General features: G+C 35.9%; 12 protein-coding genes, 1 other RNA gene and 1 other annotated feature. Of the genes, 11 read left to right on the top strand and 2 right to left on the bottom strand.

Translation table 11 applies throughout. From position 1 onward, the window contains the following. The first annotated feature begins 84 nt into the window (after positions 1-84). Complete coding sequence (locus tag ACFPM4_RS18505; RefSeq protein ID WP_382355082.1) at positions 85-2,271, top strand: RelA/SpoT family protein; 2,187 nt, start codon at positions 85-87, stop codon at positions 2,269-2,271. A gap of 17 nt (positions 2,272-2,288) precedes the next feature. Continuing rightward, the gene (gene dtd, locus ACFPM4_RS18500) at positions 2,289-2,726 is read left to right on the top strand and encodes a D-aminoacyl-tRNA deacylase (RefSeq protein ID WP_382355079.1); all 438 of its coding nucleotides are present in this window, start codon (positions 2,289-2,291) and stop codon (positions 2,724-2,726) included. Between the two features lie 43 nt (positions 2,727-2,769). Here dtd and ACFPM4_RS18495 read toward each other — a convergent pair whose 3' ends face one another. Continuing rightward, a complete protein-coding gene (locus ACFPM4_RS18495) occupies positions 2,770-4,056 on the bottom strand; it encodes an N-acetylmuramoyl-L-alanine amidase (RefSeq protein WP_382355076.1) in 1,287 nt (428 codons plus the stop codon). Positions 4,057-4,214: 158 nt separating this feature from the next. Between ACFPM4_RS18495 and ACFPM4_RS18490 the strand changes: the two genes are divergently transcribed. From ACFPM4_RS18490 to ACFPM4_RS18470, 5 genes are all read left to right on the top strand, one after another. Then, a complete protein-coding gene (locus tag ACFPM4_RS18490) occupies positions 4,215-4,391 on the top strand; it encodes a hypothetical protein (RefSeq protein WP_382355073.1) in 177 nt (58 codons plus the stop codon). A 70-nt stretch (positions 4,392-4,461) separates the two neighbouring features. Then, positions 4,462-4,687, top strand: a binding site (T-box leader). 84 nt (positions 4,688-4,771) lie between these two features. Continuing rightward, positions 4,772-6,043, top strand: a complete 1,272-nt coding sequence (hisS, locus tag ACFPM4_RS18485) for a histidine--tRNA ligase (protein ID WP_144921396.1) — start codon at positions 4,772-4,774, stop codon at positions 6,041-6,043. Positions 6,044-6,055: 12 nt separating this feature from the next. Then, positions 6,056-7,837 carry an aspartate--tRNA ligase gene (gene aspS, locus ACFPM4_RS18480; RefSeq protein ID WP_382355069.1) on the top strand — a complete coding sequence of 594 codons (1,782 nt, stop codon included), beginning with the start codon at positions 6,056-6,058 and terminating at the stop codon, positions 7,835-7,837. A 74-nt stretch (positions 7,838-7,911) separates the two neighbouring features. Further along, a non-coding RNA gene (gene ssrS / locus ACFPM4_RS18475) (6S RNA) lies at positions 7,912-8,098 on the top strand. A gap of 154 nt (positions 8,099-8,252) precedes the next feature. Then, positions 8,253-9,023: a tRNA threonylcarbamoyladenosine dehydratase gene (locus ACFPM4_RS18470; RefSeq protein WP_382355066.1), complete on the top strand. Its 771-nt coding sequence runs from the start codon at positions 8,253-8,255 to the stop codon at positions 9,021-9,023. Positions 9,024-9,059: 36 nt separating this feature from the next. Here ACFPM4_RS18470 and ACFPM4_RS18465 read toward each other — a convergent pair whose 3' ends face one another. Then, a complete protein-coding gene (locus tag ACFPM4_RS18465) occupies positions 9,060-10,328 on the bottom strand; it encodes a replication-associated recombination protein A (protein WP_382355063.1) in 1,269 nt (422 codons plus the stop codon). A 120-nt stretch (positions 10,329-10,448) separates the two neighbouring features. Here ACFPM4_RS18465 and ACFPM4_RS18460 point away from each other — a divergent pair, with 120 nt between their 5' ends. The 4 genes from ACFPM4_RS18460 to mnmA are packed head-to-tail and all read left to right on the top strand — an operon-like array spanning position 10,449 to position 13,823. After that, complete coding sequence (locus ACFPM4_RS18460; RefSeq protein ID WP_382355060.1) at positions 10,449-11,117, top strand: YczE/YyaS/YitT family protein; 669 nt, start codon at positions 10,449-10,451, stop codon at positions 11,115-11,117. After that, positions 11,114-11,533, top strand: a complete 420-nt coding sequence (gene cymR, locus ACFPM4_RS18455) for a cysteine metabolism transcriptional regulator CymR (protein WP_382355057.1) — start codon at positions 11,114-11,116, stop codon at positions 11,531-11,533. Before ACFPM4_RS18460 ends, cymR begins: the two co-directional genes overlap by 4 nt. A gap of 22 nt (positions 11,534-11,555) precedes the next feature. Beyond that, positions 11,556-12,698, top strand: coding sequence for a cysteine desulfurase family protein (locus ACFPM4_RS18450; RefSeq protein ID WP_382355054.1), 1,143 nt, complete (start codon positions 11,556-11,558; stop codon positions 12,696-12,698). 12 nt (positions 12,699-12,710) lie between these two features. Further along, positions 12,711-13,823, top strand: coding sequence for a tRNA 2-thiouridine(34) synthase MnmA (gene mnmA / locus ACFPM4_RS18445; protein WP_382355051.1), 1,113 nt, complete (start codon positions 12,711-12,713; stop codon positions 13,821-13,823). Positions 13,824-13,888 lie beyond the last annotated feature (65 nt).

Raw genomic sequence — 13,888 nt, 5'->3', positions numbered from 1 at the left:
TTACAAGTTTGTCTTAATTCTCGATAATAGAGATTATACTCTTTTTTTATACAATTTTATATAATTATTAAAAAGGTGATCCTCATGGCAAAAGATCTAATATTATCAGCAGAAGATGTAATCATGCAGACAAGTAAATATTTAAATGATGAGCATGTGGCATTCGTAAGAAAGGCATATGAATTTGCATATAATGCTCACAAGGAGCAAGTACGGAAGTCCGGTGAACCTTATATCATTCATCCTATTCAAGTTGCCGGTATTCTTGCAAATTTAGAAATGGATCCAGCTACACTTGCCGCTGGTTTTCTTCACGATGTAGTAGAAGATACTTCCGTAACTCTTGCAGATATATCATCTGAATTTAATAGTGAGGTTGCAATGCTTGTCGATGGGGTCACAAAGCTTGGAAAAATCAAATATAAATCACATGAGGAACAACAAGCCGAGAATCATCGAAAGATGTTTATTGCCATGGCACAGGACATTCGTGTTATTTTGATTAAATTAGCGGACAGACTTCATAATATGCGGACGCTAAAACATTTGCCGCCTGAGAAGCAGAGAAGAATTGCAAATGAGACACTTGAGATTTTTGCTCCTTTAGCTCATCGTTTAGGGATTTCGAAAATTAAATGGGAACTTGAAGATACAGCTCTCCGTTATTTAAATCCACAACAATATTACAGAATCGTTAATTTAATGAAGCGGAAGCGTAATGAACGTGAGAAATCATTAGATGACGTTATGATTGAAGTGAAAAAAGGCTTAGAAAATATGGATATAAAAGCCGAAGTTCATGGTCGACCTAAACATATTTACTCCATTTATCGAAAAATGGTCAAACAACATAAACAATTTAATGAAATTTATGATTTATTAGCGGTCAGAATTATTGTAAATAGCATAAAAGATTGTTATGCAGCATTAGGTATTATTCATACATGCTGGAAACCGATGCCTGGTCGCTTCAAAGACTATATTGCAATGCCCAAACCTAATATGTATCAATCGCTGCATACTACCGTTATTGGTCCTAAAGGGGATCCACTAGAAGTACAAATTAGGACGATTGAAATGCATCGAATATCGGAGTATGGTGTAGCGGCACATTGGGCTTACAAAGAAGGCAAGGCATTGAGTCCGCAAACTGCTTTAGAGAAAAAACTTTCATGGTTCCGAGAAATATTAGAATTTCAGGATGAATCGGATAATGCCGAAGAATTTATGGAATCATTGAAAATCGATTTGTTCTCTGACATGGTATTTGTATTTACTCCAAAAGGCGATGTTATTGAACTACCAGCTGGTTCTGTTCCAATCGATTTTGCTTATCGAATTCATTCAGAGATAGGAAATAAAACAATCGGTGCAAAAATTAACGGGAAAATTGTTACGCTTGATTATAAATTAAAAACAGGCGATATAATCGAAATTTTAACATCTAAACATTCCTATGGTCCTAGTCAAGATTGGCTAAAATTAGCGCAAACTTCACAAGCGAAAAATAAAATTAGACAGTTCTTTAAACGACAACGTAAAGATGAGCATGTGATAAAAGGGCGCGAGCTTGTAGAAAAAGAAATAAAAGAGATGGAATTTGATGCTAAATCGGTATTAACACCAGAAAATATTAAAAAAGTTGCAAGTAAGTTTAATTTTGTAAATGAAGATGATTTATTCGCAAGTGTGGGCTATAATGGCATCACTGCTCTACAAGTAGCAAATCGGTTAACTGAAAAATTACGGAAAGAGCGTGACCAAGCAGAAGCTGTAAATGAGATTATAGAACTTAAACCGGATACTCCTAATAAACGTCATGAGGCAGGAGTTACAGTAAAAGGTGCAAATAATTTACTTATACGCTTGTCACGTTGTTGCAGTCCTGTCCCAGGAGATGAAATCGTTGGATTCATTACAAAGGGAAGAGGAGTGTCAGTGCACCGTACTGATTGTCCAAACATAAATACAGAGGAAATGAAAAATCGCCTTATTGCGGTTGAGTGGGAATCTACTACTCAACATCGTAAGGAATATAATGTGGATATTGAAATATCAGGATATGATCGTCGTGGTCTTTTAAATGAAGTATTACAAACTGTAAGTGGTACAAAAACGAATATTACTGCAGTTACTGGTAGAAGTGATCGCAATAAAATGGCAACAATTATGATGTCAATATCGATCCAGAATATTGCCCATCTTCATAAAGTTGTTGATAAAATCAAGCAAATACCTGATATATATGCAGTAAGAAGAATTATGAATTAAAGGGGCTCGAGGCTTTAATGAAAGTTGTTTTACAAAGATGTAAGAAAGCTAGTGTTACAGTTAATAAAGAGGTTACTGGATCTATTGATAATGGATTAGTATTATTAGTAGGGGTAACTCATGAGGATACTACACAGGAATGTGAATGGCTTGCAGAAAAGATTGCCCATTTACGTGTATTTGAAGATGAAGGCGGAAAAATGAATAGATCATTACTAGACATAGGGGGATCTATTCTTTCTGTGTCCCAGTTTACACTTTATGGTAATTGTGAAAAGGGAAGAAGACCGAACTTTATGAGTGCAGCTAAGCCCGATCAAGCGGAATTGCTTTATAACCACTTTAATGAACTATTACGAACTAAAGGAATAGAAGTGGAAACAGGAATATTTGGTGCAATGATGGATGTAGAACTTATAAATGATGGGCCAGTAACTCTTATACTTGAAAAATAATAAAAAGTTGTCCTAAAAGGTGTAGCCTTTTAGGACAACTTTTTTAAATTTGACTAAAGTATTTTTGTATTCCCTTAGCTATTGCTTCGGCAATTTGTTGTTGGTAGCTTTTTGAATTGATGATTTTTTCTTCTTCTGGGTTACTAATGTAGCCAAGCTCTAGTAATACAGACGGTTTTAGGTTTTCTCTAAGAACAAAGTAGTCGCCAAATCGTACTCCGCGATCTCTTATTTGCGCAACATGTGAAATTTCCTGATGAATCAATTCTGATAATTGAGTATCCCTATCATGATAGTAGTATGTTGTATGACCAGTAACTGAACTATCCTCTATACTATCAAAATGAATACTAATAAAAGCATCGGCATTATTGCTAGTTGCGATATATGTGCGGTCTTCTAAAGGAATAAACTGATCATCAGATCTTGTCATTACTACATTAAAACCAATTCTCTTTAAATTACTTGCTAATTGAGTAGCAACATTTAATGTTAATTCCTTTTCATGGGTTCCGTTTGAGCCTGCTGCTCCATCATCTCTTCCACCATGACCTGCATCTATAACTATTGTTTTGTTTACAGCTTCCTCGATTGTCGTAGGATTTGTTGCTGGAACAGCTGTATCAGATACAATCCACGTTGCGATATAGCCTGTTTTGTCATGATCGAATTTGACTTTATACCAATCATCCTTCTTCTCCAACACTTCTAATACCGTATCAGCTTTTGTTTCTCCTATCGATTTAGATTTAGATGTAGGCTTCTCTTTAATACTTGTATTGTCAAATAACGTAGTTATAAATTCCGCATCCATATTCGTTTGCGTGTTATCTTCTTCACTACTCTTTTCTTCTTCCAAAATGTCTACATACTGACTACTTATCCATGCACTTTTTGATTGATATAAGATTTCTGTCCAATCATTTTCTTGTGAAATGACTTGTACATGATCATCTTTTTGTAACTGATTAATTACGGTACTATTTGTGTTTGGTTCAGACCTTATGTTTAAATTATCGACTAAAATAATTCCTTTTTTCGTTGGACTTGTAGTAGATTCTATCTCCTCGATTTTTCCTAACCAACTAGCAATCCAGCCTTTGGTACCATTCTCTAGTTCGATTTGGTACCAATCATTCTTTTCTTGAAGGAAAGGAAATGTTTCTCCTGAATCTATTTGGGTAATAACGGAAGAGGATATACTTGGTTCTTCCCTAACATTTACACTATCTCCTGTAATAATTATCACTTTATCTTTCGCTATACTAGCAGTTGAGACAAATAATAGTGAAAATAATAGTACGATGATAACAAATAATTTCTTGTACAACAGTGGAACCGCCTTTCTTCCAAACTCCATTTCCATCATTTTTTTCGTTATTATTTATTGTACCTATTCGTGAAAGAAAATGAAAACCCTTTTTTTAAATAGAATTTTTACAAATTGGGCATAATGACACCATATCCAAAAAAGGAGGAGTCACCACTATGAGGATAAACGAGCAAAACCAAACTGCATCCTTTAGTACAAGGCAAATGTATAATATGAATATACAAAATAGTATAGATAAAGACAATTATACTATTAGTGGAGGTCCCTCGGAAGAGTTCGGTTTGAATTCAATGGAAGTCCGTGCATTGAAAAAGCATTTAGGCCGATCTTAATACTCCATTAAGATAGTATTGACAAAGATTGCGTAACTCATTATGATTAATGAATAATTAAAATATTAATAATTAGCTAATGATGGAAAAAGTAGTTAAGAACCGAATGGAAAGAGAGGAAATGCCATGGCTGAAAGCATTTCTGCAAAACGACTTGATGAAAGACATTCCGTAGGCTCTGTTTCGAAAAGTGCATACTTAGTAGGGACGGACGTATACAGGCGATAACTGTTAAGTGGAGGTTATTCATTAACTTCAAAAAGGGTGGCACCGCGGGAAAGTTTCTCGTCCCTTGTTTTTCGGAACAAGGGACGGGAGCTTTCTTTTTTTTGGAGTTAATAAAGCTGTACATAATGAAAATGATCAGAGGAGGTAACAGAATGTCAATTCAAATACCAAGGGGAACACAAGATATTCTTCCAGGTACAGTAGAAAAATGGCAGTTGATTGAAGAAACAGCAAAAGAAGTTTGTCGGAAATATTTATATGAGGAAATTCGCACCCCAATCTTTGAACATACGGAATTATTCCTCCGTGGAGTGGGTGACACTACCGATATCGTTCAAAAAGAAATGTATACATTTGAAGATCGTGGAGAGCGAAGTTTAACTTTACGCCCAGAAGGAACGGCATCTGTTGTTCGTTCTTTTACGGAAAATAAAATGTATGGCAATGCAAATCAACCTGTGAAACTTTATTATATAGGTCCAATGTTTCGCTATGAGCGCCCACAAAAAGGTCGTTATCGTCAATTTGTACAATTTGGTGTAGAAGCACTAGGGAGTATGGATCCTGCAATTGATGCAGAAGTAATTTCACTAGCGATGCAAATATATAAACAATTAGGTCTTAAGAAACTAAAGCTTGTAATCAATAGTCTAGGAGATAATTCAAGTCGTGCAGCACATAGAACAGCTCTAATCAATCACTTCCAACCAAGTATTCACGAATTTTGTAGCGATTGTCAAAATCGGTTAGAAAAAAATCCTTTAAGGATACTAGATTGTAAAAAAGACCGGGATCACGAATTAATGAAAACTGCACCATCTATTTTGGATTATTTAAATGAGGAATCATCCTTATACTTCGAAAAAGTAAAACAGTATTTATCATTAATGAACATCGATTTTATTGTAGATCCTACATTAGTTAGAGGATTAGATTATTATAACCATACTGCTTTTGAAATTATGAGTGAGGCAGAAGGATTCGGTGCCATTACTACACTTTGTGGCGGGGGACGTTATAACGGTCTCGTGCAGGAAATGGGTGGTCCAGAAACACCAGGTATTGGTTTTGCCTTTAGTGTAGAAAGATTAATTAGTGCACTAGAAGCAGAAGGGATAGAGATTACTCAAGAACAACAAATTGACTGTTACGTTATTGCATTAGGTGAAAAAGCAAAAGATTATTCCGTCACATTGCTTCAATCGCTAAGACAAGCAGGTTTTTCAGCGGAAAGAGATTATCTAAACCGCAAAATGAAAGCTCAATTTAAAGCAGCAGAACGACTAAACGCTAAACATGTAATTATTCTAGGAGAGGATGAATTAGCAGCTGGAAAAGTAGCTGTGAAAAATCTTCAATCTGGTGATCAAGTAGAATTACCTTTAGAAAACTTTATAAATGAATATACAACATTAAGTAATTAGGGGGGATCATGTATGTTTGGAAGATCTTATTATTGTGGTGAAATTACAGAACAAGCAATTGGCGAAGAAGTAGTACTAAAAGGATGGGTACAGAGAAGACGTGATTTAGGAGGACTAATTTTTATCGATTTACGCGATCGCTCTGGAATTGTCCAAATCGTATTTAATCCAGAAACATCTGCAGATGCATTAGCTATTGCTGAAAAAATCCGTAATGAATATGTCATTGATGTACGTGGAAAAGTCGTAGCACGTGATGAAAAAACAATTAATCCTAATATAAATACAGGGAAAATTGAAGTGGTTGTGACAGAAGTTGCTATTATTAATGAAGCAAAAACACCACCTTTTATGATTGAAGATAACACGGAAGCTGCTGAAGAAGTCCGCTTAAAATATCGATATTTAGATTTAAGAAGACCAGAAATGTTTAATGTATTTAAATTACGATCTGATATTACAAGAACGGTTCGAAACTTTTTAAACGAAGAAGGATTTTTAGATATTGAAACACCAATATTAACGAAAAGTACTCCAGAAGGTGCCCGTGATTATCTAGTACCTAGTAGGGTGCATAGTGGAGAATTCTTTGCATTACCACAATCACCACAGCTTTTTAAACAGCTATTAATGGTTAGTGGATTTGATAAGTATTTCCAAATTGCGAGATGTTTTCGTGATGAAGATTTACGTGCAGATCGTCAGCCTGAATTTACACAAATTGATATTGAAACTAGCTTTATGAGTGAAGAAGATATTCGTGAAATGACAGAACGAATGATGAAGTTAGTAATGTCCGCAGTGAAAGGGATTGAAGTAGAAACACCGTTCCCTATTTTAACGTATGATGATGCGATGGCAAGATATGGCTCTGATAAACCTGACACTCGATTCGAAATGGAGCTAAATGATATTTCGGATCTCATGGAAAACTCCAATTTCAAGGTTTTCACAAATGCAATTGAATCTGGTGGTCAAGTTAAAGCATTAGTTGTAAAAGGTGCAGCAACTAAATATTCAAGGAAAGATATAGACGCTCTTGGCGAATATGCTGCACGTTATGGTGCAAAAGGTCTTGCATGGTTAAAGGTAGATGCAGAAGGATTAAAAGGTCCAATCGCAAAATTCTTTGATGAGTCGCAACAACAAGCACTAATCAATCGCTTAAATGCAGAAGCTGACGATTTATTATTGTTCGGTGCTGATAGTAAAAAAGTAGTAGCAGATTCTTTAGGTGCGTTACGACTTAAGCTCGGAAAAGACCTTGGATTAATTGATGAGTCAAAATACAACTTCCTTTGGCTTACAGATTGGCCATTACTGGAATATGACGAAGAGGCGGGAAGATATTTCGCAGCACATCATCCATTTACAATGCCTGTTCGTGAAGACTTAAATAAGTTGGAAATAGAGCCTGGAAATGTAAGAGCACAAGCATATGACCTAGTATTAAATGGTTACGAACTTGGTGGTGGTTCTTTACGTATCTTTGAACGTGATATTCAAGAAAGAATGTTCGAAGTTCTTGGTTTCTCGAAGGAAGAGGCTAAAGAACAATTTGGTTTCTTACTAGAAGCATTTGATTATGGTACTCCTCCACATGGTGGGATTGCTCTCGGTTTAGATCGATTAGTTATGTTACTTGCAGGTCGAAATAGTCTAAGGGATACAATTGCATTTCCGAAAACCGCAAGTGCAAGTGATTTATTAATGAAGGCTCCCGATGTAGTTAGTGATGCACAATTAAAGGAACTTCATTTAGCAGTAACAGATATAAAAATTGGAAATAAGTAATAAAACAAGCAATTTTTCCTATACGGATCTATTTGAAATAATGAATCTCGTATGATAAGATTTATTCAACAAGAAAAGTCCTGATGTGTACGTTCTCATACCTTGTCGTTTTGACCTACAAGCCATACCTACGGGAGTCTGGAGTTTCAAGATAGAGTGCATGCCTTCCATAAGGACGCGCAAAGTCTTGAGCAGGACACCCACCTGCCGAGAGCGGGTTCAAAACAAAGGAATTAAATGGACGGCATAATCGGGACTTTTCCTATGAATACTAAACGATGAAACAATCTCCGCAAAATTGGAAGATTGTTTTTTTTATTTTAATTCGTCTGTAGGATTTGATTTTTCCCTTGCATTTTTATCCTTTTTTCCATTATTCTAAGCAAGATACATATTTTAATTGGAGTTGAAGTTCATGTTACATCAATTTTCTAGAAATGAATTAGCTATAGGAAAAGAAGGACTGGAGCTATTAAAAAACAGTACTGTTGCAATACTAGGCATAGGTGGAGTAGGTACATTTGCTGCAGAAGCTTTGGCACGTTCTGGAGTAGGAAAATTAATTTTAGTTGATAAAGATGATGTCGATATTACGAATGTAAATAGACAAATAATTGCTTTATTATCAACAGTAGGTAAACCAAAGGCAGATTTAATGAAAGAAAGAATTCATGATATTAATCCTGAATGCGAAGTTATCGCGTTAAAAATGTTTTATACAGAGGATACGTATGAAGAGTTTTTTGCTCATCAACCTGATTATGTGATTGATGCTTCGGATACGATTGTATATAAAATTCACCTTATTAAGGAATGTTTAAAACGAAATATACCGATGATATCTTCTATGGGTGCAGCTAATAAAATGGATCCTACACGCTTAATGGTGAAAGATTTATTTAAAACACATACAGATCCTATAGCAAAGATAATTAGAACGAAGTTAAGAAAAGAAGGATATAAAAAAGGGGTACCAGTCGTATTTTCTGATGAGAGTCCCATTGTCATTAGGGAGGATGTCCGTAAAACAGTAGGTAATGATAAATCTGAAATTAGAAAGGCACAAATGCCTCCTGCTTCCAATGCATTTGTTCCCTCTACAACTGGATTAATAATGGCAAGCTACGTCTTCCAAGAAATCGTGAAGGGTATTCACATCCAACGTGTAAAGGATGAGAAGAAGTAATATATTAGCTAAGAAAGAAGCCCAATAGCATCTTTCTTAGCTTTTCATTATGTTCTCATATACTGCCGCAATTGCTTGTTCGAATTTTCCTGTCTTTTTAGGTTTGTAATATTGTTTGTTCTTTAATTTATCAGGTAAATATTGTTGTTTGACCCAACCTGATTCATAATCATGAGGGTATTTATATTCTATTCCTCTTCCTAAAGCAGCTGCACCCTTATAATGTGCATCTTTTAAATGAAGTGGAACCTCACCACTTTTACCAGCACGAATGTCTGCTAATGCATCATCAATTGCAGTAATAGCGGAGTTAGACTTGGGTGACAAGCATAACTCAATAACTGCATTGGCAAGTGGAATTCTTGCTTCTGGGAACCCGATTCTTTCTGCTGTTTCAACTGCTGAGAGAACACGTGGACCAGCTTGTGGATTTGCTAAACCGATATCTTCATAAGCAATTACTAATAATCTTCTCGCAATACTTATAAGATCCCCAGCCTCAATTAATCTACCTAAGTAATGTAATGCCGCATTTACATCGCTGCCACGAATAGATTTTTGAAAGGCGCTTAATACATCATAATGCCCATCTCCATCTTTATCGTGCACAAGGCTTTTCTTTTGTAGACATTCTTCCGCTATTTCAACCGTGATATGTATAGTCCCATCTTCATTGGGTTCAGTAGATAGGACGGCCAATTCAAGCGCATTTAGTGAGCTGCGCGCATCTCCATTACTTGCGTGGACGAGATGTTCTAATGCTTGCTCATCTAATTCCACAGAATAAGAACCTAATCCGCGTTTTGTGTCTTTTAAAGCACGTAAAAGTGTCGTTTTAATTTCTTCTTCCGTAAGTGGGAAGAGTTCAAAGATTTGACAACGACTTCGTATAGCTGGATTAATTGCTATATATGGATTACTTGTTGTTGCACCAATTAAGATAATCATTCCACTTTCTAAATAGGGCAATAGAAAATCTTGTTTTCCCTTATCTAGTCGGTGTACCTCATCGAGTAGTAAAATGACTTTCCCACTCATTTTTCCTTCTGCGGCGACAATTTCTAAATCTTTTTTGTTATTTGTTACAGCATTTAATGTACGAAATGCATATTGAGTACTACCTGCTATCGCACTAGCAATTGATGTCTTTCCAATGCCAGGTGGTCCGTACAAAATCATGGACGAGAGCTGCTTTGCCTTCACCATTCTCGCAATAATTTTCCCGTCTCCAACTAAATGTTGTTGTCCTGACACTTCTTCTATTGATTGGGGACGCATCCTAAATGCTAATGGTTGTTTTTTCATAAGCATCACTCCAAACTGACGTTCTCTATATTCTTAATTCTATTCTAACAAAACAATAGCAAATATGCATTCAAGTTGATGAATATGTTATAATGTTTTAATGCAAAGGGGAAAAACATCATGAAACATATGAAGCAATTACCACAAAGACTATCCATATTCACGCTTGGATTGTTAGTTATGGCATTAGGGATTGTGCTTATTATTGTAGCTGACTTCGGTGCATCACCTTGGGATGTATTGCATGTTGGACTATATTATCAATTCGGTTTAACAATTGGAACATGGTCGATTATAGTAGGAGTAGTAATATTAGCAACTTCTTCAATAATGTTAAAACAATGGCCACAATTTGGTGCGTACTTAAACATGTTATTAGTAGGAATTTTTATCGATATGTATTTGATGATTCCGTTTTTGGTGGAGCCAAATAGTATGATAGGAAAACTAACAATGTTTATTATAGGCGTTTTTATATATGCATATGGAATGGGGATATATCTATCCTCTCAACTAGGAGCAGGGCCTAGGGATAGCTTAATGCTCGCGTTGAATAAGTTAACAAAATGGAAAGTATCCTCTATTCGTTGGATAATGGAAGTTATTGTGCTTATTATTGGCTGGGTTCTAGGTGGCCCAGTTTTTATTGGAACAATCGTTTTTTGCCTGTTGATTGGACCAGTTGTGGGTTTTGCACTACCACATTGTCAAAAAAATACAGATAAATTATTAAACAAAATCGAACAAAAAAATATAGGGAAACAGATAGGACGGGGAGCTAGTTTATGAAAATTTCAACAAAAGGAAGATATGGACTGACGATTATGATTGAACTTGCAAAACAGCATGGGGAAGGACCAACTTCATTAAAGGCGATTGCAAATGCTCATAATCTTTCGGAACATTATTTAGAGCAATTAGCTGGGCCATTACGTAATGCTGGTTTGGTAAAAAGTATAAGAGGGGCATATGGTGGTTATATTCTAGCAGATGAGCCTAGTAAAATTACAGCTGGAGATATTATTCGAGTATTAGAAGGACCAATCAGTCCAGTTGAAGGTATAGAAGACGAAGAACCTGCGAAACGCCAACTATGGATTCGAATTCGTGATGCTGTAAAAGATGTATTGGATAATACAACAATTGAGGATTTAGCAAATCATCAAGATGACGGTGATTCAGAACCATATATGTTTTATATTTAATTTATTAGAATAGGTGGCATACATGAACACAATATATTTAGACCATGCGGCAACTTCTCCCATTCATCCGCAAGTGATAGAAGTCATGACAGAAGCAATGAAACTCGAATATGGAAATCCATCCAGTATACATGCGATTGGACGGAGTGCAAGAAGAGTACTAGATGAATCCAGAACAACATTAGCCAAAAGTATAGGTGCGAAATTTTCCGAAATTATTTTTACTAGTGGTGGTACGGAAGCAGATAATCTAGCAATTATAGGATCTGCAATGGCTAACCGTGATAAAGGAAATCATATTATTACAACAAAATTGGAGCATCATGCAGTTCTCCACTCTTGTCAATATTTAGAGAAGCAAGGTTTTGACGTAACTTATTTATCACCGGATGAACATGGGGTTATAAGTGTAGAAAGTGTTCGTGGTGCATTGCGTTCTGATACGATACTTGTAACCATCATGTATGGGAATAATGAAGTTGGTGCTATTCAACCAATGAAAGATATTGCAGCTGTCGTGGCTAATCATCAAGCATTACTTCATACAGATGCTGTTCAAGCATTTGGTGCAATTCAAATAGATATTACTGATATTCAAGTAGACATGCTATCGGTATCGAGTCATAAAATTAATGGTCCAAAAGGTATTGGATTCTTATATGTAAGGACTGGTACTAAACTGTTACCTGTATCATTTGGAGGAGAACAGGAGTTAAAGAGGCGTGCTGGAACTGAAAATTTACCGGCAATTGTTGGCTTTGCAGAGGCTTGCCGTATAGCTATTAATTCGATTACGGAAAGAAAAGAACAATATCTAACATATAAAAAGCGATTTGTAGAAATTTTAAAACATGAAAATATAGAGTATTATATAAATGGTAATTTAGAAACTGGTCTTCCACATGTATTAAATATTAGTTTTCCTGGTACAGATGTAGAATCTTTATTGGTGAACTTAGATATTGAAGGAATTGCAGTTTCAAGCGGTTCTGCCTGTACAGCAGGATCGATTGAGCCTTCACATGTACTTGTTGCTATGTTTGGGAATAAGTCGGAGCGGATTCGAAATTCCATCCGCTTCAGTTTCGGACTAGGTAATGATATAGAACATATTACAATCGCGGCCGAAAAAACAGCTGCAATTGTGAAAAGGCTCCGTAATTAGGAGGTGTGACAAATGAAAGAAAATAAAGATATTCGTGTCGTAGTAGGGATGTCCGGTGGTGTTGATTCATCTGTTGCTGCCTTGTTATTAAAAGAGCAAGGCTATGATGTCATTGGTATTTTTATGAAAAATTGGGATGACACAGATGAATTCGGAGTATGTACAGCTACAGAAGATTATAATGACGTAATTCGCGTTTGTAATCAAATTGGAATCCCTTATTACGCAGTTAATTTTGAAAAACAATATTGGGATAAAGTGTTTACTTATTTCTTAGATGAGTATAAAGCAGGACGTACACCGAATCCGGATGTTATGTGTAATAAAGAAATTAAGTTTAAGGCTTTTCTAGAACATGCGATGAAATTGGGTGCTGATTATTTAGCAACTGGTCACTATGCACAAGTAGTAAATCGTGACAGAGAAGTGAAAATGCTTCGTGGTGTTGATCAAAATAAAGATCAAACATATTTCTTAAACCAACTTAGCCAAGAACAATTAGAGAAAGTGATGTTCCCATTAGGTGGTATAGATAAGAAAGAAGTTCGTGAAATAGCCAAAGCAGCTGGCTTAGCAACTGCTACAAAGAAAGATAGCACGGGTATTTGTTTTATTGGTGAACGTAACTTCAAAGAATTTTTAAGTAGCTATTTACCTGCACAACCAGGTGAAATGCAAACATTAGCTGGTGAAAAAGTGGGTACTCATGACGGCCTAATGTACTATACAATTGGTCAACGTCATGGTCTAGGTATAGGTGGTGCAGGTGAACCTTGGTTTGCAGTGGGAAAAGATTTAGAAAAAAATGTCCTATATGTTGAACAAGGTTTTCATCATCCATCGCTGTATTCTGATTCCATCAAGGCAGTAAATGTTAGTTGGGTATCTAATAAAGAAAAACCAAACGAATTTACATGTACTGCTAAGTTCCGATATCGCCAACCTGATGAAGAGGTTACAGTGAAAATTTTACCTAATAATGAAGTAGAAGTAGTCTTTGCACGTCCAGTTCGTGCCGTAACACCTGGACAAGCAGTCGTGTTTTACCAAGGAGACGAGTGTCTTGGCGGTGGCACCATCGATAAAATTTACAAAAATGAACAAATGCTAACATATGTTGGATAAAATCAACAAAATAGCATTCATGTAAGTCTTAAAATAAAACAAGTGGAGAAAACAACCCGTTTCTT

The organism is Lederbergia graminis (assembly GCF_042655485.1).
GTDB lineage: Bacteria > Bacillota > Bacilli > Bacillales > Bacillaceae_C > Lederbergia > Lederbergia graminis.
This window is presented reverse-complemented; position numbering and strand designations above follow the sequence as displayed.